This window comes from Rothia sp. P4278, from assembly GCF_048512945.1.
Taxonomy (GTDB): domain Bacteria; phylum Actinomycetota; class Actinomycetes; order Actinomycetales; family Micrococcaceae; genus Rothia.
The window spans coordinates 573,088-597,859 of the sequence record NZ_JBLXXU010000001.1 but is presented as its reverse complement, the minus strand read 5'-3'; the positions used below and the strand labels follow the sequence as shown (position 1 = coordinate 597,859).

The following is a 24,772-nucleotide window of genomic DNA, read 5'->3' as shown; positions in this document are numbered from 1 at the left end:
CATCTCGTGGTGGTAGCACATGAAAATTAGACAAAAAATATATAAATATGATGCTTGTCAAATAAGCTGAGGTGGGGCTACGATATTCAAAGGAAATATCCGCATATCGAACTCACGAAAGGGGGAGCATACAAATGAACACACATCGATTTCAGGCGCCTTCTGCTTCCCCCTGGGTTTCTCACCGCTAGCGCACTCAGCTAGCTGATCAACCAAGATCAACCTACCGGGAGGCGTTCACACCGGTAGGTATTTTTATGCCCGGTAGATTTACCCCTTGCACATCTTGTGATTGAAAAGAGAATTTCGTGGCTAAGGATCGGACCGAACAATCCGAGCACAAAAATACACAAAATACTGAGAAGTTCCGCATTGCCCCTCCGGGCTTCCGTTGGAGAACACTCTATTTTCTCCCCTTTGTCTTAGATTTCTTTGCTTCACTGGCAACAGTATTTATGCCCGTTCTTGTGGGGCGTATCATCGACCTGCACAGCTCAGGGCTGAGCACCCAGGCCTATCAGGCCATCATGATTCTGGCGGGTGTTATCGCCTATCTGTGCCTGGTCGAGTTTCTGGGTTGGGGCCTCACCTTCCGGGTGGTTGCACGTATTGAACGTGACTGGAGGCTCTACATCAGCCATCTCATAGACCGGGCACCTCACCGTGACCCCGGTGCTCTCATCGCTATTTTGAATAAGGACGCCCGGGCGCTCTCGCAGATGTGGCAACCGATGATTCTGGCTTTTTCGGCGGTTGGTGTCACATCGCTGGGTACCTGGCAGCTGTGGACGATTAGCCCGCTGATAGCTCTAGTAGCTCTTACGGGCCTTATCGTGACCATGATTACCTTGACCTGGGTATCAAAGCTCATCGAAAAGCACTCAGATGCATTCCGTGAAACGGTTAGCGTAAGCACATCCCGGGCATCCGATATCGCTTCTTCTATCCGCACAATCTTGGGCCTGGGGGCACAGAAGCGCATGATGGTGCATTACGGGCAGGCCGCTCAGGATGTCTACTCCTCCCAGATTCGCCTGGAGAGTGTTCAAACCTGGTCCTATGCCACCCGCAACCTGCTCGTGGGTACAGTGACCTGGCTAGCGGTGGTCTTAGCGCTGCGCGGGGCTGCACCAGAGGGTACCTGGCTTACTGACATACCCGCAGGGCAACTAGTCACTATCGTGGGGCTTATCGGTACCCTGACCGGCCCTATCTGGTCAGTGGAGATGCTGCTCATGTCCTGGCGGAATGCTCGTGTTGCCTACAAACGTGTTGTGCGGCTGAAACGAGAGATTGCAGATGCCTCTTCTGCAGCTTCCCCGCCTGCCCCACAAGGCGCCCACACCGCTCGTGTTTTGGTGCCTTCTGGCACAGGGGCCGTTCACTATATCAACCCTCGCTGCGCCGGCATATCTGCCCAAGAGTATGCTGAAACCCTGGTGCAGAAACTCCGCGATGATTCGCAGGGAGATAACCACCGGATCTTGCTCTCGGAACCTACCCCCATCATCTTTGCCGGGACTCTCTCTGAGCATCTGACACTAGGGCGTGGCACCCTAACTCGTGACGAGATGGTTGATTTACTCAAAATCACTGACTCCGAAGAAATTGCTATTCGGCTGGGCGGACGAGACCCAGAAAGCTATGTGAAAAGCGCACTGTCCTCCGAAGGTACCAATCTTTCGGGCGGCCAACGCCAGCGTCTCGCCCTTGCCAGGGCACTGGCACAAAGAGCAGATACCCTGGTCCTGACTGAGCCTCTCAACTCGGTGGATGAACCCAGCCAGAAGTTCATTCTCAACCAGTTAGAAGAGCGCGCTGGGCAACCTGGGGTTCTGGCCCACATTGAACGAATCTACATCGTGAGTACGACCATGGAGGTCGAACGACGGCTGAAAGCAGGTGAGCTCGATGGCTAATCTTTTGCCCATTACGGATGGCAAGACAACCTGGCGGTTGCTTGGGTGCTCTGTCCTCAAGACGCCGTGGCAGTTGGCTCTGCTGATGCTACTTTTTGTTGCCAGTTCGGTTACTGCCCTCGCTACTCCCATTATGGTGGGCCGGCTCGTTGATGCGGTCACCACCGGCCAGCTCACCGGCTACCCCTGGGAGATACTGCTGACCATATTGGGTGCTGTACTTTTGGGGTCGCTTCTGACGAGAGCCTGGACTTTTCAGGGGCAAAAATTGGGGGTCCGCCTGAACCGTGACCTGGGTATTGACCTGGTGGAGGCTTCCCTCCAGCTCGATGCTCAAACCATTGAGGACGCGGGCTCCGGTGATCTGCTTGCTCGCCTGACCGATGACCTTGATAGCGTCCGACTGGTGCTGGCAACCGGTCTGCCGGAGTTTATCCATATTTCCGTATATATGGTAATTACTTCGGTGACAATTTTTACGGTGAGCCCGGTAATCGGTCTGGTTACCGTTCCCATGTTCGTGCTCATGGCCCTTGCCCTGGCAATTTTCCTACCCCGGATAGCCGCAACAACCCGGCGGAAAACTGAGGCAATGAGTGAGCTTACCGTTGTGGCCACAGAGAACGTTCGTGGTGCGACAACGATCCAAGAATTGGGGGTCCAACAGGCCCGTTCCGGTGTCCAGGAGGAAAAAATTTGGGAGGTATTCAGGATCTCCGACCGTATGGTGGTACTCCGTTCAACCTTCTGGGCGGTCGATGCTTTCAACGCCTACCTTCCTCTGCTGCTAGCTATGGTCTGGGGCTCCTACTGTGTTTGGCGGGGTTGGGCCACCTGGAGCGATGTCTCAACAGCCTCTATCATGCTCTTTTCTATGCGGGTAGACTCGGATATCTTCACCTTCTGGCTGGATCGTCTGCGCGAGATGACCGTGACTATGGGCAGGGTTTTTGGTGTCATTGACCTGTCAGATACCCAGCAGGCCCGCCGGGAATCTGAACAATACCGGGGAGAAGCCAGCGGTCAACAGAGTAAGACTGTCTCCGTCCAAGCATGGCCCCCTGCGGCTGTAAAGCTCCAAGGAGTGACCTACGGGTATAATCCCCAGAGCCCTGTTATTGAGGGCATAGACCTCACGGTTGCACAGGGGGAGAGCCTGGCCCTGGTGGGGCGTTCAGGGTCCGGTAAAACGACGCTGGCTCGACTGATAGCAGGATCGCTCACAGCCCATAGCGGAAGGGTGCAGGTCATGGGTCAGATAGTCGGGAACGGTCTCTACCCGACGGAGCCTCTAGCTGACCACCGCCCGGCTCTGCTGATTTGCACCCAGGAGGCCCACGTCTTTGTGGGCACCCTCGCTGAGAACCTTGCTGTAGCGGCACCTCAGGCTAATAGGGACCAGATGCTTGATGCGCTCCTTGCCGTCGGGGCAAACTGGGTTAGCCGATTACCGGATGGCTTAGATACCCAGCTTGGAGATGGGTCCTACGAACTGACCAGAGACCAGGTGCAACAGCTTGCCCTTGCCCGTATCGTAGCAGCTAACCCGCATGTGGTGATTCTTGACGAGTCAACGACCCAGCTTGAATTGGCAGATGCCAGCCAGTCACTGGCAGCGGTCATGAAAGGCCGTTCGGTGATTATCATTTCGCATGATTCGCGTATTGCATCACTGGCTGACCGTGCCGTTCTCCTAGAAGGGGGCAGGCTTGTTGCCGAGGGAACCCCGGACTATATTTTTGCCCGCACCTAACCGCTAGAGGCGCATTGACTGGGTGCTTGGAAAACCTAGAGTGGTACTCCACCCCTTAGAAGAAAGCCTCAACATTCCGCAAAAACTCGGTGTGCTGGTAGCCTGAACCCCGGATAACAGGGTACCCCCGCACTAAAATATGAGTGGCAATAACCACAAAAACCAAGGACACCCCTATGAGTAAGCCTTTTCCCACCGATCTTGAAATCGCTCAAGCAGCGACCCTGCAACCGATTACTGAGATCGCAACAGCCTCTGGCATTGACCTTGACCGTTTAGAACCCTACGGAAAGTACCTTGCCAAAGTAAAACTCACGGCTGACACCAAGGCCGAGAGAGCGCTGGCAAAAGGCGCTAAATATATCGTTGTCACGGCGGTAACCCCGACACCGCTGGGGGAAGGTAAGACCGCTACCTCAGTCTCACTTGCTCAGGGCATGGCCGCTACCGGGCGTAAGGCTATGCTGACCCTACGCCAGCCCTCCATGGGCCCAACTTTCGGCATTAAGGGCGGTGCAGCCGGGGGCGGCTACTCCCAAATCGTCCCTATGGAGAAACTGAACTTGCACCTGACCGGCGACTTCCATGCCGTCACAGCGGCTCACAACCTGCTTGCCGCTATGATTGATAACCATCTGCACCACGGCAACGAACTGCGTCTGGATACCCGCTCTATCACCTGGCGGCGAGTGATTGACATGAACGATCGTGCCCTCCGCAACGTCGTCATAGGCCTGGGCGACCGCATGGACGGCGTGCCCCGCGAAAGTGGCTTTGACATCACCAGCGCTTCGGAGATTATGGTGATTCTGTCACTGGCCACCAGCTTTGAAGACCTCCAAGCACGACTAGCCAAAGTTGTCGTTGGCCTCAACGTAGAGGGCAACCCTGTGACCGCCGCAGACCTCAAAGCAGATGGCGCTATGGCAGTTCTCCTTGCCGATGCTATCCACCCCAACCTGCTCCAGACCCTTGAAAAAACCCCGGCCCTGATTCATGCCGGTCCTTTTGGCAACATCGCCACCGGCAATTCATCGGTTCTTGCAGACTATGTGGGGCTCGAACACGCAGACTATGTGATTACTGAGGCCGGTTTTGGTGCCGATATGGGGGCTGAACGGTTCTTCAACGTCAAGTGCCGTGTATCGGGGCTCAAACCCGACGCCGCCGTCCTAGTAGTGACCGTTCGTTCGCTCAAATCGCACTCGGGCCGTTACACTATTACACCTGGTAAGCCACTGCCTGAAGGCCTGCTTGAGGAGAACACAGCCGATGTTGAAGCCGGGGCGGCTAACCTGCTTAAGCACCTTGAGATTGTCCGCGGCTTTGGTGTGCAACCGGTAGTTGCTATCAATGCTTTCCCCACAGATTTCGAGTCTGAACACGAGACTATTCGCCGGATCGCTGAGGAGGCCGGTGCCCGCGTTGCCATTCACCGTGGTGTGGCCGAGGGCGGGAAGGGCGCAAGAGAGCTTGCCGATGCTGTGGCCGAGGCCTGCGACGACATGAGCGAATTGACCTACACCTACGAGGACTCCGATCCCCTGTCCACCAAGATTGAGAAGGTGGCTACTCAGGTCTACGGTGCGGATGGCATTGAGCTGGCACCAGCAGCTGCAAAGCAGCTGGCACGCTACGAGGAACTGGGCTACGGCAACCTACCCGTGGTGATCGCCAAGACCCACCTCTCCATTTCATCGGATCCCTCGCTCAAAGGCGCCCCGACCGGCTGGACTTTGCCCGTGCGCGAAGTACGCCTGGCGGCAGGCGCTGGCTACGTGTACGCTCTCTGCGGTACCATGCGTACCATGCCCGGGCTAGCTAAATCACCCGCTGCTGAGCGCATTGGGTTCGATGAGAACGGCACTATGGTGGGCCTGTTCTAAAGACTGTAATCACCGGTAAATAGCGCCCGCACCACCAGGAACAGGCTGTGAAGGCAGTCCGGGTGGCGTGGGCGCTTTGATGTTAGTTAGCTAGTTGCGTAGTTGGGCCTGAGCGAAGAAACGCAACTCGTGGAGGGCGGCCTGCTGGTAGGCCTTCTGAGCCGCTTCCAGGGTCTGGCCCGGGGCCTGCGAGAGCACCTGCTCTGCATAGGCAATAGCCTGCTCAGTTGCCTGGCGGAACTCTGGTGAACCGTACATGCTCAACCAGGCCGAGTAGGGGTGACCGGGAGTATTGACCTGAGCAAGAATTTCACCTATTTCTGCGTAGAGCCAGTAGCAGGGAAGAACCGCCGCCACCCCGATTGCGTAATCGTTGACAGAAGCGGATGAGGTCAAGAAGTCTGTATAGGCCCTGGTGATAGGGGAGGGGCCTGCACTGATATAGTCTGGCCCCAGCCAGTCAGCGTGAAGACTGGATTCGACCTCAATGCACTCCGCCGCCCCTCGCGCCCAGAAGACCTGTTCAGCAGATGAGGGAGCCTTAGCACTAAGGGTAGCAAGTGCCCGGGAGTAGCTCGAAAGATAGAGTGCGTCCTGGTCCTGGTAGAAGGTGAAGTCTGCAGTGGCCAGCGTGCCGGATGCAAGCTGCTGGATAAAGGGGAGTTCACAGATTGAGTCCCAAATCTGGCCGGTGAGTTCCCAGAGCCGTTTGGTCTGCGGGCCCGCCGCCGATATCTGAGGCGGCCTAGTGGTCGCTTCGAAGTCTCCGAGTTTTACCGGCGTCGCATCCGCTACCCGTGATTGTTCCCAGAGCCGCCAGAAGTGGTTGATCGGTCCGTGCCCCTGCCCCACGCTGAGGTGGTGACTGGTTGAGATTGCTCCATGAAGCCAGGTTGAAGTCCATTCCAGGGCTGCTTCAAGGCTTGCCCCTGTTGCCAGTCGTGTAGCGAGCGCAGCAGAAAGGCTGCACCCGGTGCCGTGAGTATTGGAGGTATCTATTTTCTTTTGTCTGAAGACGGCTGTGGTTCCTTGGGTAGTGACCACTGCGTTGCCCGCTTGGTCACCCGGTAGGTGCCCACTCTTAACGATAACTGCGACCTGGTAGCGTTCGGCGACTACCTGGGCGAGAGCACAGGCAGAATCCCAGGTATCTGGCTCTGAGTCTTCGGCCAGAATGGCTAGCTCTGGGATATTGGGGGTGATAACCGTGGCGTACTTTAGGAATCGGCGTAGGGCATCCTCCGCCTCGGTTTCCAGCAGACGGTCCCCACTGGTTGCGACCATGACAGGGTCAAGCACAACAAGCTGCTGTGGATTGCTATCGAGCCATGCGGCTACAGTGTCGATGATGTCAGCAGAGCCTAGCATGCCAATTTTGACTGCATCAATGCGAACGTCCTCGCTGACGGCATCGAGTTGCGCTCGCAGAAAGTCAGCGGGCGGAACCTCGACAGCGCTGACGCCCTGAGTGTTTTGGGCGACAAGGGCCGTGACCGCGTTCATGCCGTAACCGCCTGCTGCCGCAATTGATTTGAGGTCAGCCTGCGCGCCGGCCCCTCCGCTGGGGTCCGTCCCCGCGATAGAGAGCACGTTGGGTACTGACGTTTCGAGAGCGGAAGTGCTATGAGCAAGAGGCGCAGGCAGAGGACGGCGCATGGGTTTCCCTTCGCTAGTTCTAACTAGAGCAGGTTCTGTGGGTCTAATCTCAGCCGCTTCTGCTGCCAGCGGCACCCCAAACCAAATATCGGTTTTATGCTAACAGCTGGTGAAGCCGAACACAATAAAAATTTAGGGCTTTGGTGTTCAGTTGTTTTAAGATTTCAGCTAGCCCTGCGCTTACCAGCCTCTTTCTTTCCATTCGGGCAGATGAGGCCGCTCAGCACCCAGGGTGGTGGTGTCCCCGTGGCCGGGCAGAACGACCGTGGCATCGTCATATTGGGAGAAGATACGCGCTGAAACATCGGCCAAGAGCTGGGCGAAATCTTCCGGAGCCCGGGTCTTGCCTACCCCACCGGGGAAGAGGGAATCACCGGTGAATAGGAGGACGGGGTGCTCTCCGCTGGGGTCCCGATAGGCAAGAGCAATCGACCCGGGAGTATGCCCGCGCAGGCTGATGACTTCAAGCTCAATACCTGCTAGATTGAGGTTTTCCCCGCCGTTGAGCAGATGCTCAATACGTGTACTTTCCTGTTCCGCAATAGCATCGGCATCGGCCGAACCGCAGTAGGTGGCGGGTGACCACCCGGCAACTGCATCAGGCAAAGCCCGGATATGGTCCCAGTGGGAATGTGTGGTAATTAGTGCAAGGACTCCGGAGCCGGGCTGACCGACTTGGGCGGGTGAGTCAGTGGCGAGTGCGGCCTCAGTGAACTTTTGGATAGCGGGAAAATCATCTGCGGCATCAATGAGAATCTGGGCCCCGCTTTGCTTATGGGTGAGCAGGTAGACCTTGTTGTTCATCTCAGAGACAGCTATGCTACGGATGGTTATCAGTGGGGTAGAGGCATGGAGAGTTCCGGTTTCTGTCATACTAGTGATTCTAGGGCCCGCCCCCTCGCTCGTGAAGTGGTTGTGGAGCTTGAAATATTGCGCAAGGTGGAGCTGATCCGAAGGCCATCAGGCATAGGCTCTTTTACGGCTCATTCCGGGCACCTCAACTACCCCGGTATCACGGCGGTCTTTAACCGTGCAGATGAGCTGATTCCAGACAAGAACCTTTAGACCGTCACGCTAGCTAACTACTTTCAGCCGGTAGCCTAACATCCAAGCACCCTGGGCGCGGTCTGCCCAAAACTTTACTGCATAGTTTAGAATATATCTTCGAAAAGACTTTCCTGAAGATAGGTAATCGTATGGCAGGCTTAGCCTCTCGCCCCATGGCCAGCGACCTCACGCACATCCGCGTGCAGGGTGCCCGTGAAAACAACCTTAAAAACGTTGACCTAGATATTCCCCGCGATGCCATGGTGGTGTTTACCGGCCTCTCGGGTTCAGGTAAATCATCTCTGGCTTTTGACACCATCTTTGCTGAGGGACAGCGTCGCTACGTCGAGTCACTCTCCTCTTACGCCCGCATGTTCCTGGGGCAGGTGGATAAACCGGATGTTGACTTTATTGAGGGTCTTTCGCCAGCTGTGTCTATTGACCAGAAATCAACCTCTAAGAACCCTCGCTCAACGGTGGGTACTATCACTGAGATCTACGACTACATGCGTCTGCTGTGGGCACGCGTGGGCCACCCCCACTGCCCTGACTGCGGCGAAGAAATCTCCAAGCAGTCGCCCCAGCAGATTGTGGATGTACTGATGGGCTACCCCGAGAAGACCCGTCTACAGGTTTTGGCTCCTGTTGTCTCAGCGCGCAAGGGTGAATTCGTCGATCTTTTCAAAGAGCTATCCAACGCCGGTTACGCTCGTGCCCGAGTGGATGGGCTAACTATTCAACTGCAAGACCCTCCTCAGCTTGAAAAACAGTACAAACACACTATTGAGGTGGTTGTAGACCGCATAGCTATCAAGGAGAGCGTCCACCAGCGTCTCACGGATTCCATTGAAACTGCGCTTGGTTTGGCTGATGGGAAAGTCCTGATCGATTTTGTGGATGAGGATGAAGACTCAGCAAGCCGTACCCGGTCTTTTAGTGAGAACCTGGCCTGCCCTAACGGGCATGCTCTTTCTGTGACTGAGGTGGAGCCTCGCGCTTTCTCTTTCAACTCACCCTTTGGTGCCTGTCAGGGCTGTGACGGTATCGGCTCCAAGCTCCAAGTTGATGAAGACCTGCTTATCCCCAACCCGGAGCTCTCACTGGCTGAGGGAGCAATTGCACCCTGGTCGCAGGGCAAATCAACCACTGAGTATTGGCTCCGCCTGCTTGCGGGCTTGGGCCAAGAGCTCAATTTTGATCTGGCTACTCCCTGGAAGGATCTGCCAGCAAAGGCTAGGAAGGCGATCCTCAAGGGCAAGGATTACCAGGTAACGGTAGCCTACAAGAACCGCTTCGGGCGGGAGCGCCGCTACACCTCAGGGTTTGAGGGAGTCGTCGGTTACATTAAGCGCAAGCACGAAGAAACTGAATCTGACTGGTCCAAGGACCGCTACGAGCAGTACATGCGCAATGTGGCTTGTACCGCCTGCCAGGGTGCCCGTCTCAACCCGACCATCCTGGCGGTCACCGTGGGGGGCAAGTCCATCGCAGAGGTCACGCAGTTGCCCATGCGTGAGGCTCTAGAGTTTATGCGATCCCTGAAGCTGAATGCCCGAGAAGCACAGATCGCTGAGCTGGTTCTTAAAGAAATCGACGCGCGCCTCCAGTTCCTGCTTGATGTTGGGCTTGATTACCTGAATCTGGCCCGTTCAGCCGGCACTCTTTCTGGTGGTGAGGCTCAGCGTATCCGCCTGGCAACCCAGATTGGCTCTGGTCTGGTGGGTGTTCTCTACGTACTTGATGAGCCCTCGATTGGTCTGCACCAGCGCGATAACCGCCGTCTGATTGAAACCCTGACAAAGCTCCGCGATATGGGCAACACTCTGATTGTGGTAGAACACGATGAAGACACTATGAAAGAAGCGGACTGGATCGTGGACGTTGGCCCGGGGGCCGGTGAACACGGTGGTCAGATTGTTCACTCGGGTACGTTCGCAGAGCTCCTTGACAATAAAGAGTCCGTGACCGGTGACTACATGGCTGGCCGCCGCACCATCGAGGTTCCCACAACCCGCCGTGCCGTGGACCCCAAACGCACTATTAAGGTTGTTGGAGCACGTGAGAACAACCTTAAGAAGGTGGATGTAGAGTTCCCGCTGGGAGTCCTGACCGCCGTTACAGGTGTATCTGGTTCGGGCAAATCTACCCTGGTCAACGACATTCTCTACACCGCTCTGGCAAACCAGCTCAACGGTGCCAAGCAGGTGCCCGGTCGCCACAAGACCATCAAGGGTGTGGACCAGCTGGACAAAATCATCCATGTGGATCAGTCACCCATTGGTCGTACTCCGCGTTCTAACCCGGCAACTTATACCGGCGTTTTTGACCATATCCGTAAACTCTTCGCGGAAACCACCGAGGCAAAAATCCGTGGCTACCAGCCCGGCCGTTTCTCCTTCAACGTCAAGGGAGGCCGCTGCGAAGCTTGTTCCGGTGACGGTACTCTCAAAATTGAAATGAACTTCCTGCCCGATGTCTACGTACCCTGCGAGGTCTGTAAGGGTAAACGCTACAACCGTGAAACTCTTGAGGTTCATTACAAGGGTAAGACTATTGCCGATGTCTTAGAGATGCCGGTTGCCGAAGCCTCCGACTTTTTCTCGGCCTTCAGTAAGATTTCTCGCTACCTCAACACCCTGGTCGATGTGGGGCTGGGTTATGTACGTTTGGGGCAGTCTGCTACCACCCTCTCCGGTGGTGAGGCCCAGCGCGTCAAACTAGCTACCGAGCTCCAAAAACGCTCTAATGGTCGGTCAATCTATGTTTTGGACGAACCCACAACTGGCCTACACTTTGAGGATATCCGCAAGCTGTTAGGTGTTGTGCAGGGGCTGGTCGATAAGGGCAACACGGTTATCACTATTGAGCACAATCTGGATGTCATTAAGAGTGCTGACTGGATTATTGATATGGGCCCCGAAGGCGGCGATGGTGGCGGTACTGTCCTGGCAACAGGCACACCTGAGCAGGTCGCTGCCATCCCTGAGTCACATACGGGCCGTTTCCTAGCAGAAATGCTTTTGAGCTAGACCGCGGAGGGTATGCTAAATAGGGTAAAACCGGTCAGAAAAATCAAATAAGCCGTATTTTCCCTGGAAATGAGGCTGTAGGAGCCACCATGTCATTGAAGTACAAGGCAACCCAGAAAAGTATCGAGGCTATTCTGCGTACGGTCTTTCGGGCCCGAGTTACTGGACTGGAGAACTTCCCTGCTCAAGGGCCGGTCATCCTTGCATCCAACCATCTTGCTTTCTTGGATTCAGTGATTATCTCGGCCCTGATGCCCAGGCGTGTAGCTTTCTTAGCTAAAGCTGAGTACGTTAACTCGCCCGGCTTTAAGGGCAGAGCCATGAAAACACTTTTCCAGGTTATCGATATCATCCCGGTCAACCGCACCGACAAAAAAGAATCGATGAAGGCTCTTGAGACAGCGCTCGAAAGGCTCGAAGAGGGCAAGGTCTTTGGGATTTACCCTGAAGGCACTCGATCGCGAGATGGCTACCTCTACAAGGGAAAAATTGGCGTGGCCTGGCTGGCTCACATGACCGGTGCAAGGGTAGTTCCTGTGGGATTAATCGGTACCGATAAGATTCAGAAACCTGGCTCTAACATGGTCTACCCCCACCGTTTTACGGTTCGTGTGGGTGAGCCACTCATTTTTGAGAAGCTGGGGGAGAAGATGAGTGGCCGCCAGCGCCGTGAAACGACCGATACCATCATGGACGCTATCGCCCAGCTCTCTGGTCAGGCCCGCAAAAACGAGTACAACGTCTCACCGTCTGCCGAACGAGATTCCGGCAGTCTGTAACCAGTAGAAAGAAGTTTTTCTTGGCTAGTCCTGCCTCTTACCGTCCGGCACCGGGAGAAATCCCTACCCAACCCGGTGTCTACAGGTTCAGGGACGAGTACGGCCGCATTATCTATGTGGGTAAAGCCAAAAACCTGCGTAACCGACTGAATTCATACTTCGCTAAGGTCGATTCGCTGAGCCCTAAAACCTATGCCATGGTTCATACCGCCGCGTCAGTGGAATGGACGGTTGTAGGTAGCGAGCTTGAATCTCTCCAGCTTGAGTACACCTGGATTAAAGAGTTCAAGCCTCGGTTCAACATTGCCTTCCGCGATGATAAGAGCTATCCCTACCTGGCAGTCACTCTCAAAGACCGCTACCCGCGGGCCCAGGTGATGCGCGGTGAGAAAAAGAAGGGTGTCCGCTACTTCGGGCCCTACTCACAGGCCTGGGCTATCCGTCAGACTCTCGATGCCCTCTTGCGTGTATTCCCCGTGCGGACCTGTAGCACTGGAGTTTTCAACCGGGCTCAGGCATCGAATCGCCCCTGTCTGCTGGGCTATATTGACAAGTGCTCTGCACCCTGCGTAGGAAAAATCAGCAGGGAAGACCACGCCGCCCTGGCTGAACAGCTCTGTTCCTTTATGGCCGGTGGTGCTGAAAAATATATAGATGAGCTGACAGCCCAGATGAAGCAGGCAGCAGCCGACTTTGATTTTGAAAAGGCTGCTCTGCTACGGGATGATATCCAAGCTCTCACTAAGGCTTTTGAACCTAATGCGGTGGTTCTGCCCGATTCGGTCAACGCCGATATCTTTAACTTTGTAGAAGATGATCTTGAAGCTGCCATTCAGGTCTTTTATGTACGCAGTGGCCGCATCCGAGGCCAACGCGGCTGGATCGTCGAAAAGGTGGAAGACTCAAGCCCGCAGGCGCTCATGGATCAGCTTCTCGTGCAGGTCTACGGTGAGTCAGCAGCAAGTCTGGCGGCAGGCACCACCGAAGAGGAGATTAACCATAACCTTAACGAGATACCCCGCCAGATTAATGTTCCTGTGCTTCCTGAGAATCAGGAGCGGCTCGAAGAGTGGCTTAGCGGTGTTCGGGGTGCCAAAGTTTCTATCAGTGTTCCTCAGCGCGGTGACCGGGTAGAGCTCATGGATACGGTGAGGGAGAACGCCCGGCAGGCTTTAGCGCTCCATAAGACCAGACGAGCCGGGGACATTACTACCCGGTCAGCATCACTGGTTGAGCTCCAGGAGACCCTGGAACTCCCCGAACCTCTCATGCGGATTGAGTGCTACGACATTTCGCATACCCAGGGCACCAACGTGGTGGCATCCATGGTGGTTTTTGAGGACGGATTGCCCAAGAAAAGCGACTACCGCAAGTTCTCGGTCACCGGTGATGCTGCGCGGGACGATACGGCCAGTATGTATGATGTCATTTACCGCCGTTTTCGCCGTTACCTCTCTGATGAGGCTGCCGGTGTTCGTTCTCCGGTGTCCGGTGAGATAAGAGACAGAGGTGAGAAGCAACCTGCCGCTTTTGCATATCCGCCCAACCTTGTGGTCGTAGACGGTGGCCAACCTCAGGTTGCTGCTGCATCTCGCGCGCTAGAAGACCTTGGAATTTCCGATATCTTTGTGGTGGGTATTGCTAAACGCTTGGAAGAGCTGTGGCTACCGGGCGATTATTTCCCCCTTATCTTGCCGAGAACTTCCGACGCGCTCTACCTGATTCAGCGGATCCGCGATGAAGCCCACCGGTTTGCCATTACTTTCCACCGAACCAAGCGCGGCCGTGAAATGGTCAAATCTGCCTTGGACACTATTGATGGGCTGGGGCCAGCTAAGCGGGAGGCCTTAATCAAGCATTTTGGTTCTCTCAAACAGCTCTCAGCTGCGGATATTGAAGAACTGCAGAAAGTCCCCGGAATTGGCCCCTCTATGGCCCAAAAAATCCACCGTCATTTCTTGTCTGAGGACACCCGGCCATAAATACTTTTTGGGGGACATATCTTGGGCATATTGCCTGCATTTTGCGGGCTTTTATGGGGTGTATGTGCGCTAGGCTGTAACTAACATTGGTTCAATTTGGAGAAGCGAGAGACCCCTCACATGTCATCTGACCCCCTTGTATCTGGCGTCAAACCGCAAATCTTGGTCATCACCGGTATTTCTGGTGCAGGCCGCAGCACCGCAGCCAACACCCTCGAAGATGAGGGATGGTACGTGGTGGATAACATTCCACCTCAGATGTTCAGCAACCTTGCTCAACTTGTTAAAGACTCTCCTGCAACCATGCCTAAAGTGGCGGTTGGGATTGATGTTCGTGCGCGTCGTCTTTTGCAAGATTTGCCTGAGGCTATCAATAACCTAAGGGGCCTTGACGTTGATTTCTCCATGCTTTTCATGGACGCAGCGGATAAGGATATTATCGCCCGCTATGAGGCTCAGCGGCGCCCGCACCCCCTTCAGAAGGGCGGTTTGGTGGCAGAAGCGATTTCCGAAGAACGCAAGCTTTTTGCTGAACTCAAAGAGAGCGCGGATTACATCATTGACACCACGGGGATGAATGTTCACCAGCTGGCTAAGAAAGTGCGTGAAACCTATGCTCCAGGTAAGGAGCGCATTGTGAACATTACCGTGATGAGTTTTGGCTTTAAATACGGCACCCCCTCCGATGTCCACTACATGGCTGACATGCGGTTCATTCCGAATCCTCACTGGGTTCCTGAGTTGCGAGCCCAGACCGGTCAGGACGCTGGGGTCCGAGATTACGTCTTTTCTCATGAGGGTACCGAAGAATTTATCTCGCATTACATTCAAGCGCTTCAGCCGGTCATTGCGGGTTACCGAAAGGAAGGTAAACTGTATGCAACCTTTGCTATTGGGTGCACCGGCGGTAAGCACCGCTCAGTTGCTGTAACTGAAGAAGTTGCCCGCCGACTGCGCCAAATGGACGATGTAAACATTTCGATTCATCACCGTGACATGGGTAGAGAATAATGCCTGAGACTTTTCGCGCACCCCGTTTCCCCGAGACGGGACTCCTGCCAATCATTCATCAGGGGCACCCTCTTCCGGTCAGAGTGACAGCTCTGGGCGGGGGGCACGGCCTCTACGGATCCTTGTCTGCCCTTAAATTGATTACCAGTGCTCTGACCGCAGTGGTAACGGTTGCCGATGATGGGGGTTCCTCCGGCAAGCTACGCCATGAACTTGATGTTTTACCTCCCGGTGATCTGCGTATGGCGCTGTCTGCCCTGTGCGATGACACTGACTGGGGACGTACCTGGCGTGATGTTATGCAGCACCGTTTCAGGCAACGGACCGATGCCCGGCCGACTGCCCTGGAGAACCATGCCTTGGGTAACCTGCTGATTGTGGCTCTGTGGGATCTGCTGGGTGACTGCGTTGCCGGTCTTGATTGGGCAGGTGCCCTGCTCAACGCACGAGGGCGGGTCCTGCCGATGTCGCTGACACCCCTGGTTATTGAGGGCGATATTGTAAGCACCAATGAGCACGGCGTGGAATTTCGCGATACCGTGCAGGGCCAGGCGACTTTGGCTAAGGCCGGTAGAGTAGATAAAGTTCGTCTTCTTCCTGCGGAAGCTGAGCCCTGCCCCGAAGCAGTCAGCGCGGTTCACGAGGCTGACTGGGTAGTTCTGGGTCCTGGTTCATTCTTTACCTCCCTTCTGCCTCACCTCTTACTGCCCGGTTTACGTGAAGCGATTCTCAATACCAGTGCCAAGATTTGCCTGGTGATGAATTTGGAGCTGGACGGTAAAGAAACGCAGGGTATGAGTGCCGCCGACCACCTTCTCGTTTTGCGTGATTACGTTCCAGAAATTAGGGTTAATACAGTTATCGCTGACCCTGCCGCCACTGGGGAGCGAGAAATCTTTGAAAATGTTGCTAGCCAGCTCGGTGCCGAGGTCCTTTGGGTCGAGGTGGCGGAAACCGATCAGCCGGGGGTCCATGACCCCCTCAAACTGGCTGCGGCCTATAAGCAGGTTTTCAAATACTGAGGTCGGGATATCCCGGCACACCCTACTGACTTGAGCAGTTAAACTTTTGGAGGAAGACCAGCATGGCCCTAACGGCATCGGTCAAGGAAGAGCTGGCACAGTTTGAAGCGAACCGCTCATCTGTGCGTAAAGCTGAGGTAGCCACTATCTTGCGTTTTACCAACGGCTTGCACCTGGTTCAGGGCAAAATTGTGGTTGAGGCCGAGGTCGATTTGGAGTCTACTGCTGAGCGGCTCAGATACAACATCGCAGAGATGTATGGGCATGAAGCATCTATTACCTCTATCTCTGGTGGCGGCCTGCGCCGCGGTGGTCGCTACGTGGTTCGCGTTGATCAAGGCGGCGAAGCTCTGGCTCGTCAGACCGGTCTGCTTGACGGGCGAGGTCGCCCGGTTAGGGGCCTACCTCCGGCTGTTGTAAACGGTTCCTTGGCTGACGCCGAGGCTGTGATGCGCGGGGCCTTCTTAGCGCACGGTTCGTTGACTGAGCCGGGCCGCTCGTCAGCTCTTGAATTTACCTGCCCCGGTCCTGAGGCCGCGCTGGCCTTGGTGGGGGCGGCTCGTCGTCTGGATGTTATCGCTAAGGCCCGCGAAGTGCGCGGTGTTGATCGCGTTGTAGTGCGTGATGGGGAGACCATTAGCTTGCTCCTTGAGCGTATGGGGGCTGTTGATGCTCTGGATAACTGGCGGGAGCGTCGCGCCCGTAAAGAAGTGCGTGCCACTGCCAACCGTCTGGCTAACTTTGACGACGCTAACCTGCGTCGTTCAGCTCAGGCTGCTGTTGCCGCCGGGGCCAGGGTTGAACGTGCTCTTGAAATTTTGGGCGATAAAGTTCCTGACCATCTACGCTATGCAGGTGAGTTACGTGTAGCGCATAAGCAGGCCTCACTGGATGAGCTGGGTCGTCTGGCTGACCCACCTATGACTAAGGACGCTATCGCAGGTCGAATCCGTCGTCTCATTGCCATGGCCGATAAGCGAGCTGCTGAACGCGGTATCCCCGGTACTGAAGCCGGGGTGGGGGCACACGGTCAGCACCAGTAGTTTCTTACTTTTTTGAGTGTGGTGAGCCGTCCTTACTTGCGGGTGAGGACGGCTCTTCTGCGTCTTGAGCGGTTCACTGCTGGTCATATGCTCAACGTGCAGATAGTAACTTCTAACCTTGGCCAATCAAGAACCCAGCTTGTCTTCAGATAATCGATGTGGGTTTTTGTTGGTTTGCCCTTTACTGGGTGGCATTTATCATGAATTTAAGGGGTGGGAGCCACATTCGGTGGGGAAAACTGAGTGAACAATGAGTGAAACACACTTAAATCCACCTTTAAATACGACAGAAACACACCAAAACTCACATAAACAGGGTATGATAGAAAACGAACCGGACGAGAGCTCGGCTGCCGAGCTGACAGGAACTAAAGTTCCCGAGTTCGGCAACGATACGCCCTTCAGAGGGAGTCTCGTCCACCTTGTCACTAACTGTATCTAGGAGTTTGATTTCAGTGACTGTACGCGTAGCAATTAACGGCTTTGGCCGCATCGGCCGCACCTTCTTCCGCGCTGCCCAGCAGCATGGCGAGGGCTTTGAGATCGTTGCTATCAACGATCTGACCGACATAAATACCCTTGCTCACCTTCTCAAGTACGACTCAATCATGGGTCGTTTCGACGGTGAAGTAGCTGTCTCCGAAAACGGCCTGGTCGTCAATGGCACCGAAATCAAGGTTCTGGCAGAGCGTAACCCTGCTGATCTTCCCTGGAGCGACCTCGGCGTAGACGTTGTTCTTGAGTCCACCGGTTTCTTTACCGATGGCGAGAAGGCTAAGGCTCACCTGGAAGCTGGTGCAAAGAAGGTTATCCTCTCTGCACCCGGCAAAAACATTGACGGCACCTTCGTCATGGGCGTCAACGACGACCAGTACGATTCAGCCACCATGAACATCGTTTCAAACGCATCTTGCACCACCAACTGCCTGGCTCCCATGGCCAAGGTACTGAACGATAAGTTCGGTATCGAAAAGGGCCTCATGACCACCATCCACGCATACACCGCTGACCAGCGCCTGCAGGATGCTCCTCACAAGGACCTGCGCCGTGCACGCGCCGCAGCCCTAAACATGGTTCCCACCTCCACCGGTGCCGCTGCAGCCGTTGGCCTGGTTCTTCCTGAACTCAAGGGCAAGCTGGACGGCTTCGCTGTTCGCGTTCCCACCCCCACCGGCTCCATCACCGACCTGACCTTCACCGCTTCACGCGAAGTAACCGTTGAAGAAGTTAACGCAGCCGTCAAGGAAGCAGCTGAGGGCGACCTCAAGGGCATCATCAAGTACAACGAAGAGCCCATCGTTTCCAAGGACATCGAGGGCGAGCCCGTTTCGACCGTATTCGACGCCCCCCTGACCAAGGTTATTGGCAACCAGGTCAAGGTTATCGCCTGGTACGATAACGAATACGGCTACGTGTCACGTCTGGTCATGTTCACCAACAAGGTTGTAGCAGCCCTCTAAGCTGATAGACCACCGTCTTATATGAGACACCAATGAGAGACAGGGTTAGCGAACTGGCGCACGCATAAAGCGCAGTTGGCTAACCCGTCCTCATATCTGGGTTCCTCAACCGGGGGAGCCTACCTATATCAACCTCACCGTATGGAGATGAGAAGTCCCATGGCAAAAACTCTTGCAGAGCTTATCGAAAGCGGCCTTGCTGGTCGCCGCGTCCTGGTCCGTTCAGACCTGAATGTTCCCCTCAAGGACGGTGTGGTCACCGATGACGGCCGCGTCCGCGCTTCCTTGCCCGTCCTGAAGAAGCTGACCGATGCTGGTGCCCGCGTTATTGTGACCGCTCACCTCGGTCGCCCCAAGGGTCAGGTTGACCCCCAGTACTCCATCAAGCCCGCCGCTGAGCGTCTTGCTGAGCTCGCAGACTTTCCCGTTGTAATTGCTACTGACCTGGTCGGTGAGGATGCCAAGGCCAAGGCTGAAGCTCTCAAGGACGGCGAACTGCTGGTTCTCGAAAACGTCCGCTATGATGCACGCGAAACCTCCAAGGACGACGCTGAGCGTGCCGAGTTTGCTGCTGAACTTGCAGCTCTGACCGGTGAAAATGGTGCCTACGTCAACGACGCATTCGGGGCAGTTCATCGCAAGCATGCCTCTGTCTACGACATTGCTAAGGTACTTCCGGCTTACCTGGGCGACCTGGTCAAAACCGAAGTTGACGTTCTGCAGAAGGTCATCAAGAACCCTGATCGCCCCTTTGTCGTTGTTATGGGCGGCGCTAAGGTGTCCGACAAGCTCGCTGTAATTGATAATCTGATCGGTAAGGCTGATGCTCTGCTCATCGGTGGTGGCATGGGCTATACCTTCGCCAAGGCACTGGGCTACGAAGTAGGCCAGTCACTTCTTGAAGAGGACCAGATTGAGAACTGCAAGCGCTATCTGAAAGAAGCACCCGAAAAGGGCACCGAGCTCATTATCGCCTCCGACATTGTATGGGCAGACGATTTCTCCAACGATGCGAATTCTGAAATCCGCCCCATCGAAGATCTGACAGGTGGCAAGCTGGGTGCCCAGGCAGAAGGCCTGGACATTGGCCCCGCCACCCGTGAACTCTTTGCGCAGAAGATCAAGGATGCCAAGCTAGTCTTCTGGAACGGCCCCGTAGGTGTCTTCGAAATTGAAGCTTTCGCAGCCGGTACTAAGGCCCTTGCAGAGGCCCTGGTTGAATCTGATGCTTTCTCCATCATCGGTGGCGGCGACTCCGCATCGGCTGTACGTAACCTGGGCTTCTCTGACGACCAGTTTGGCCACATCTCCACCGGTGGTGGCGCTTCCCTCGAATACATCGAAGGTAAGACCCTGCCCGGCCTCGAAGCACTCGGCGCCTAAGCACTCGATGCCTAAGCACACTAATTTTTGACGAAAGGACGAGCCACATGACTCGTAAGCCTCTTATCGCTGGCAACTGGAAGATGAACATGGATCACACCGAAGGCGTGACCCTGCTCCAGAAACTGGCATGGACCCTGGATGACACCAACTTTGATTATGCTCAGGCTGAAGTTGCTGTTTTCCCTCCCTTCACTGATATCCGTTCAGTACAGACCCTGGTTGACGGTGACAAACTAGAGATTGTCTACGGTGCACAGGACCTCTCTGACCAGGATTCCGGCGCCTACACCGGGGATATCTCCGGCGTATTCCTGAACAAGTTGGGTGCAAGCTACGTTCTGGTGGGCCACTCAGAGCGTCGCACTATTCACGGTGAAAGTGATGCTGTGTGTGCCGCTAAGATTCAGGCAGCATACCGCAACGACCTGGTTCCCGTATTGTGCGTAGGCGAAGGCCTGGACAAGCGCGAAGCCGGCGAGCACGTCGAATTTACGCTGGAACAGCTCCGTGGCTCTATCGAAGGCCTGACCGCAGACCAGGCTGAAACCCTGGTCGTTGCCTACGAGCCTGTCTGGGCAATTGGCACCGGCAAGGTTGCAACCGCAGCTGACGCTCAGGAAATGAGTGCCGCTATCCGCGCTGAGCTAACTAAGCTCTACTCAGCTGAGATTGCAGACAAGGTGCGCGTGCTCTACGGTGGCTCGGTCAAGGCTGCTAGCGCACCTGAAATCATGGCAGAAGCAGATGTGGACGGCGTACTGGTAGGCGGTGCCTCACTGGACGCTACCGAGTTCGCTAACATTGCTCGCTTCAACTCCTAAACCTAAGGGTTCCTGTAGCCCGGTAGCCGGTTCAGCTATGAATCGGTCTGCCGGGCTAAGGGGCATAGAGCATGAAGCTCAGCGGTGTTAGCCGTGCTTTTACAGCCCAAAGAGCGTATAGTTTTTGGGGTGGCTTGAGAACGCCACCTTCTCTGTTCATGTGAAAGGTTCTGCGTGGAAACCCTAAAGATTGCCCTGATGGTGGTTATTGCTATAACCAGCGTCCTCACCGTGCTCCTGGTTTTGCTCAACCGCGGCAAGGGCGGTGGCCTTTCAGATATGTTCGGTGGCGGTATGACAACCTCCCTGAACTCCTCGGGTATGGCCTCTAAAAACCTTATCCGACTTACGGTAAGCGTTATCCTCCTCTGGGTATTTGCCATTATCGGCTACGCCCTGGTACTCCGTTTTGAGACCGTGGCGGTTATCTAAAAAGACTTATATAAAATGCCCGATAGTTCACAGAACTATCGGGCTTTTTCATGCTCTCTGCCTATTACAGCTAAAGAACAGCGGCCAGGGGTAAAGCAGCGGCCGCTGTTCATCAAGCTCAATTGGCGTTTGATGCCAGCGCATCTTCTGTTACCAGAATCAGTGTTTCAAGCAGACCTCGGGCACCTGCGGCGGGAGTTGCTGTGAGAATCTTGGCGGTGAGCTCGCTTTCTGCTAGCTGGCTAGCAGCCCTCAGCCGAGCCGTTGCATCTGCCTTATCGCTACCAGCAATAAGGAACCAGATACGCTCTGAGTAGTTAATGACAGGCAGGGTCAGGCTCACACGCGTGGGTGGCGGCTTAGGGGAGTTATGAACCGCGATAGCAACTCCCTCAGCGTCCAGGATCTCGGTTCGGTCGGGGAAGAGCGAAGCAATATGCCCATCAGGCCCCATACCCAGTAGGGTGAGGTTAAAGAGAGGGGAGCTCTCACCAGCGGGTGCAAACCGTGCCAACTCTTCGGTGTAGGCAAGGGCCGCTGCCTCAGGCGAATCAAAGGTGTCAGAAGCCCCCATGATATGCAGGTTCTCCGTGGGTAGGCCCAAAGAGGTGAGCAGGGCATGGCCTGCCTGCTGCTCGTTGCGGTCAGCATGACCGGTGGCAACAAAGCGCTCATCAGACCACCAGAAATGAACCTTAGACCAGTCCACGGTAGAACTTAGCGGGTGCTCAGCGATACCAGCGAGAACAGCGATACCCATAGTACCGCCTGTGAGCGAAATATGGGCCACGCCCTGAGCCGCCACAGCGGTCGCCGCAACATTGATGATGCGGGTTGCCCCAGCTAGCTGGAGCTGAGCCTTATCGGTGTGGGCAACAAGAATGGGTTTAGGCATCGTAGACCTCCGTGTAGTCAGCGCCTTCGGTTGCGGTATCTTCCGCATTAATATCAACCACGATGTTGCAACCATCGACAACCGATTGCAAGACCTCCCCGTAAACTTCATCGGGGTCCAGGCGACGCAGTTCTTCAGCCAAGCAATCTGCCAGGGACCGGACCGGCAGAGAGATCTGCTGGTCAGGTGTACCGGGGGAAGAGACTGTGGCAATGTTCCTGCCGGGGCGGTGGATGGTTACCCTTCCATCTTCACGTTCAAGCTGCACCCGGTAGAGGCCACGCTGAACATCGGTGGTGCGCAGATGAACCGTCGCACCCAGTCGGGTGCCCAACCATGCACCCAGCAGAACGACCGAGGGCGACAGGGACGAGCCTGAAACGGTCACCTTGCTGACGGGCGCGGGGCCGAGCTGATCAAGTACAGCAGCAATTTGGATGCGCCACAGCGTTAGACGAATCCAGGCCAGGTCGGTATCTCCGTCCTTGTAACTGTCGGCCAGTTTTTCAAGCACGCCAAGCGGGTCGTAAGCACGAGCCGAATCGGTGATACGACGCTGAGCAATCCGGCCGATAGAGTGCTCCGCTGGGTTCTCCGGAACCGAATGCGGCCACCAGGCAACAATGGGGGAGTCAGGCAGTAGAAGTCCGGAAATGAGAGATTCAGTAGCCACAGCCGCACTACCGTAACCGCGTAGAATGATCAGCTCTGAGGCACCGGCATCGCCACCAACGTAGATGCTTGCATTGAGCTGATCAGGGGCATCCTGACCGTAGTCAATATGAACAATAATGCGGGAGGGATGCTCATAGGAAGCCTTGAGTGCCGCCTCAACAGCGGTCTTCGAATGCCCCTTTTCAGCCAGAATCACCAGGGTCAGTACACGAGAGGATGTGGTAGCGCCTTCTTCGTTGCGCAGACGGGCAAGTTCCTTGGCGATTTCGCCAACGGTGGTGTCATTAAGTTTTCTCATTATGGGCGTCTCCAAGTGCGACCGTCACGTTCAAGCATGCTGTGGGCAGAAGCCGGTCCCCAAGAACCGGGGGCGTAAGGTTCAGGCTTAACCTGGTGCTCTTCCCAGTACTCTTCAAAGGGGTCAAGAATCTTCCACGACAGCTCAACTTCCTCGTGACGGGGGAAGAGCGGTGGCTCACCGAGTAGTACATCCAGAATCAGGCGCTCGTAAGCCTCTGGTGATTCTTCGGTAAAGGAGTGGGAATACCCAAAGTCCATGTTCACATCACGAATCTCCATCTGGGTGCCGGGTACCTTAGATGAGAAACGTAGGGTCATACCCTCATCAGGCTGGACGCGAATCACGATAGCGTTCTGACCTGCCAGGTGGGAGCTACCTCCAAAGAGCTGGTTGGGGGACTTTTTGAAGACCACCGCAATCTCGGTGACGCGGCGGCCCAGACGCTTGCCCGCACGCAGGTAGAAAGGAACACCGGCCCAGCGGCGGGTATTAATGAAGAGTTTGAGGGCCGCAAAAGTTTCGGTACGCGAATCCGCGGGGATATCGTTCTCATCAAAGAAGCCGTTGACCTCTTCACCACCCTGGTTGCCGGCCGCATACTGGCCAATAGCAAAAGCCTGCTCGATATCCCGGGGCACCTGAACGGCCTCAAGAACCTTAGCTTTCTCTGCCCGCAGGTGCTCAGCGTTAAAGCTGACGGGTTCTTCCATAGCGGTCAGCGCCAGAAGCTGGAGCAGATGGTTCTGGATTACATCGCGGGCCGCGCCCACACCATCGTAGTAGCCAGCGCGGGTTCCAATGCCGATATCCTCGGCCATTGTGATCTGCACATGATCCACATTGTTGGCGTTCCACAGGGGCTCAAACATTTGGTTAGCAAAGCGCATGGCCAGAATGTTCTGAACGGTTTCCTTGCCTAGGTAGTGGTCAATGCGGAAGACAGAGTCTGCTGGGAATACGCGCTCGACAATAGCGTTGAGCTCACGAGCGCTCTGTAGATTGTGGCCAAAGGGCTTCTCGATAACGACCCTTCGCCAGCCCTCATGCTGATTGTGGTTGGCTAAATCATGGTCAGCCAATTTTTGGAGAACCTGGTCAAAATCCTTGGGGGGAATAGATAGGTAGAAGGCATGGTTACCACCAGTACCACGGGTTTTATCAAGCTCGGCAAGGGTTGCCTTGAGCTTCTCAAAAGACTCGTCGGAGTCAAAAGTACCGGTCACAAAACGAATACCGGCAGCAAACTGGTTCCAGACATCCTCACGGAAGGGCGTACGAGAATGAGCCTGGACGTGGTTCCGAACCTCATCACGGAAATCCTCGTGGCTCCATTCGCGACGCCCAAAACCCACCAAACCGAAGCTTGGCGGTAACAAGCCACGGTTGACCAAGTCATACACTGCTGGAAGCAGTTTCTTGCGTGCTAGGTCACCGGTGACGCCGAAGAAAACCAGAGAACTGGGGCCAGCGACGCGGGTCAGACGGCGATCGCGTGGATCGCGCAGAGGGTTTGATTCGTGAGTGTTGGCCACTGCCATGAATCCTTCACAGGTTGCTATGGGCGGTAGCTGTAGCTGGCTTAAAAGCCAGGGGGATACGCGCTACCCTGTCTATGCATTAGTTTACCGGGCTTACCTGGCCGGGAACCGAGGAGGGTACCGGCCAGGTCAAAACC

General features: G+C 55.4%; 18 protein-coding genes and 1 riboswitch. Of the genes, 13 read left to right on the top strand and 5 right to left on the bottom strand.

Annotation, left to right across the window (positions count from 1 at the left end):
• Positions 1-308: 308 nt before the first annotated feature.
• From ACN085_RS02645 to ACN085_RS02635, 3 genes are all read left to right on the top strand, one after another.
• Positions 309-1,919 (top strand): ABC transporter transmembrane domain-containing protein, encoded by a 1,611-nt coding sequence (locus tag ACN085_RS02645; protein ID WP_419110490.1) that lies wholly within the window; start codon positions 309-311, stop codon positions 1,917-1,919.
• Positions 1,912-3,672 carry an ABC transporter ATP-binding protein gene (locus tag ACN085_RS02640; RefSeq protein WP_419110489.1) on the top strand — a complete coding sequence of 587 codons (1,761 nt, stop codon included), beginning with the start codon at positions 1,912-1,914 and terminating at the stop codon, positions 3,670-3,672. Before ACN085_RS02645 ends, ACN085_RS02640 begins: the two co-directional genes overlap by 8 nt.
• Before the next feature lie 176 nt (positions 3,673-3,848).
• Positions 3,849-5,558 (top strand): formate--tetrahydrofolate ligase, encoded by a 1,710-nt coding sequence (locus ACN085_RS02635; protein ID WP_419110488.1) that lies wholly within the window; start codon positions 3,849-3,851, stop codon positions 5,556-5,558.
• A gap of 90 nt (positions 5,559-5,648) precedes the next feature.
• On the opposite strand, the gene ACN085_RS02630 is transcribed toward ACN085_RS02635, so the two are convergent.
• Together ACN085_RS02630 and ACN085_RS02625 are read right to left on the bottom strand one after the other, a co-directional pair.
• Complete coding sequence (locus tag ACN085_RS02630; protein ID WP_419110487.1) at positions 5,649-7,214, bottom strand: bifunctional hydroxymethylpyrimidine kinase/phosphomethylpyrimidine kinase; 1,566 nt, start codon at positions 7,212-7,214, stop codon at positions 5,649-5,651.
• A riboswitch (TPP riboswitch) is annotated at positions 7,203-7,303 on the bottom strand. (Overlaps the previous gene by 12 nt.)
• 91 nt (positions 7,304-7,394) lie before the next feature.
• Positions 7,395-8,087 (bottom strand): MBL fold metallo-hydrolase, encoded by a 693-nt coding sequence (locus ACN085_RS02625; protein ID WP_419110486.1) that lies wholly within the window; start codon positions 8,085-8,087, stop codon positions 7,395-7,397.
• A gap of 323 nt (positions 8,088-8,410) precedes the next feature.
• Here ACN085_RS02625 and uvrA point away from each other — a divergent pair, with 323 nt between their 5' ends.
• The 10 genes from uvrA (at position 8,411) to secG (ending at position 21,226) form a co-directional block, all read left to right on the top strand.
• Entirely contained in the window at positions 8,411-11,290 is a 2,880-nt protein-coding gene (uvrA, locus tag ACN085_RS02620; protein ID WP_419110485.1) for an excinuclease ABC subunit UvrA, read from the top strand.
• A gap of 89 nt (positions 11,291-11,379) precedes the next feature.
• Positions 11,380-12,069 carry a lysophospholipid acyltransferase family protein gene (locus ACN085_RS02615; RefSeq protein ID WP_419099779.1) on the top strand — a complete coding sequence of 230 codons (690 nt, stop codon included), beginning with the start codon at positions 11,380-11,382 and terminating at the stop codon, positions 12,067-12,069.
• Between the two features lie 20 nt (positions 12,070-12,089).
• Positions 12,090-14,051 (top strand): excinuclease ABC subunit UvrC, encoded by a 1,962-nt coding sequence (gene uvrC, locus ACN085_RS02610; protein ID WP_419110484.1) that lies wholly within the window; start codon positions 12,090-12,092, stop codon positions 14,049-14,051.
• A 120-nt stretch (positions 14,052-14,171) separates the two neighbouring features.
• Complete coding sequence (gene rapZ, locus ACN085_RS02605) at positions 14,172-15,062, top strand: RNase adapter RapZ (RefSeq protein ID WP_419099777.1); 891 nt, start codon at positions 14,172-14,174, stop codon at positions 15,060-15,062.
• On the top strand, positions 15,062-16,084 hold the full coding sequence (locus ACN085_RS02600; protein ID WP_419110483.1) for a gluconeogenesis factor YvcK family protein: 1,023 nt from the start codon (positions 15,062-15,064) through the stop codon (positions 16,082-16,084). The genes rapZ and ACN085_RS02600 overlap by 1 nt, the downstream gene beginning before the upstream one ends.
• Positions 16,085-16,146: 62 nt before the next feature.
• Positions 16,147-17,127 carry a DNA-binding protein WhiA gene (whiA, locus tag ACN085_RS02595; protein ID WP_419099775.1) on the top strand — a complete coding sequence of 327 codons (981 nt, stop codon included), beginning with the start codon at positions 16,147-16,149 and terminating at the stop codon, positions 17,125-17,127.
• Positions 17,128-17,582: 455 nt separating this feature from the next.
• Positions 17,583-18,587, top strand: a complete 1,005-nt coding sequence (gap, locus tag ACN085_RS02590) for a type I glyceraldehyde-3-phosphate dehydrogenase (protein ID WP_419099774.1) — start codon at positions 17,583-17,585, stop codon at positions 18,585-18,587.
• 159 nt (positions 18,588-18,746) lie between these two features.
• Entirely contained in the window at positions 18,747-19,970 is a 1,224-nt protein-coding gene (locus tag ACN085_RS02585) for a phosphoglycerate kinase (RefSeq protein WP_419099773.1), read from the top strand.
• Between the two features lie 47 nt (positions 19,971-20,017).
• Complete coding sequence (gene tpiA, locus ACN085_RS02580) at positions 20,018-20,794, top strand: triose-phosphate isomerase (protein ID WP_419110482.1); 777 nt, start codon at positions 20,018-20,020, stop codon at positions 20,792-20,794.
• Between the two features lie 174 nt (positions 20,795-20,968).
• Positions 20,969-21,226, top strand: coding sequence for a preprotein translocase subunit SecG (gene secG / locus ACN085_RS02575; RefSeq protein ID WP_419110481.1), 258 nt, complete (start codon positions 20,969-20,971; stop codon positions 21,224-21,226).
• A gap of 118 nt (positions 21,227-21,344) precedes the next feature.
• Here the strand turns inward: secG and pgl are convergent, their stop codons facing one another.
• The 3 genes from pgl to zwf are packed head-to-tail and all read right to left on the bottom strand — an operon-like array spanning position 21,345 to position 24,635.
• Positions 21,345-22,121: a 6-phosphogluconolactonase gene (gene pgl, locus ACN085_RS02570; protein WP_419099770.1), complete on the bottom strand. Its 777-nt coding sequence runs from the start codon at positions 22,119-22,121 to the stop codon at positions 21,345-21,347.
• Positions 22,114-23,097 (bottom strand): glucose-6-phosphate dehydrogenase assembly protein OpcA, encoded by a 984-nt coding sequence (locus ACN085_RS02565; RefSeq protein WP_419099811.1) that lies wholly within the window; start codon positions 23,095-23,097, stop codon positions 22,114-22,116. Before ACN085_RS02565 ends, pgl begins: the two co-directional genes overlap by 8 nt.
• Positions 23,094-24,635, bottom strand: coding sequence for a glucose-6-phosphate dehydrogenase (gene zwf / locus ACN085_RS02560; protein WP_419099769.1), 1,542 nt, complete (start codon positions 24,633-24,635; stop codon positions 23,094-23,096). Before zwf ends, ACN085_RS02565 begins: the two co-directional genes overlap by 4 nt.
• Positions 24,636-24,772: the final 137 nt, after the last annotated feature.

Coding starts and splice junctions, on each gene's coding strand:
- ACN085_RS02640 (WP_419110489.1), top strand. CDS start 1,912: ATGGCTAATCTTTTGCCCATTACGGATGGCAAGACAACCTGGCGGTTG.
- ACN085_RS02635 (WP_419110488.1), top strand. CDS start 3,849: ATGAGTAAGCCTTTTCCCACCGATCTTGAAATCGCTCAAGCAGCGACC.
- ACN085_RS02630 (WP_419110487.1), bottom strand. CDS start 7,214: ATGCGCCGTCCTCTGCCTGCGCCTCTTGCTCATAGCACTTCCGCTCTC.
- ACN085_RS02625 (WP_419110486.1), bottom strand. CDS start 8,087: ATGACAGAAACCGGAACTCTCCATGCCTCTACCCCACTGATAACCATC.
- uvrA (WP_419110485.1), top strand. CDS start 8,411: ATGGCAGGCTTAGCCTCTCGCCCCATGGCCAGCGACCTCACGCACATC.
- ACN085_RS02615 (WP_419099779.1), top strand. CDS start 11,380: ATGTCATTGAAGTACAAGGCAACCCAGAAAAGTATCGAGGCTATTCTG.
- rapZ (WP_419099777.1), top strand. CDS start 14,172: ATGTCATCTGACCCCCTTGTATCTGGCGTCAAACCGCAAATCTTGGTC.
- ACN085_RS02600 (WP_419110483.1), top strand. CDS start 15,062: ATGCCTGAGACTTTTCGCGCACCCCGTTTCCCCGAGACGGGACTCCTG.
- whiA (WP_419099775.1), top strand. CDS start 16,147: ATGGCCCTAACGGCATCGGTCAAGGAAGAGCTGGCACAGTTTGAAGCG.
- ACN085_RS02585 (WP_419099773.1), top strand. CDS start 18,747: ATGGCAAAAACTCTTGCAGAGCTTATCGAAAGCGGCCTTGCTGGTCGC.
- tpiA (WP_419110482.1), top strand. CDS start 20,018: ATGACTCGTAAGCCTCTTATCGCTGGCAACTGGAAGATGAACATGGAT.
- pgl (WP_419099770.1), bottom strand. CDS start 22,121: ATGCCTAAACCCATTCTTGTTGCCCACACCGATAAGGCTCAGCTCCAG.
- zwf (WP_419099769.1), bottom strand. CDS start 24,635: ATGGCAGTGGCCAACACTCACGAATCAAACCCTCTGCGCGATCCACGC.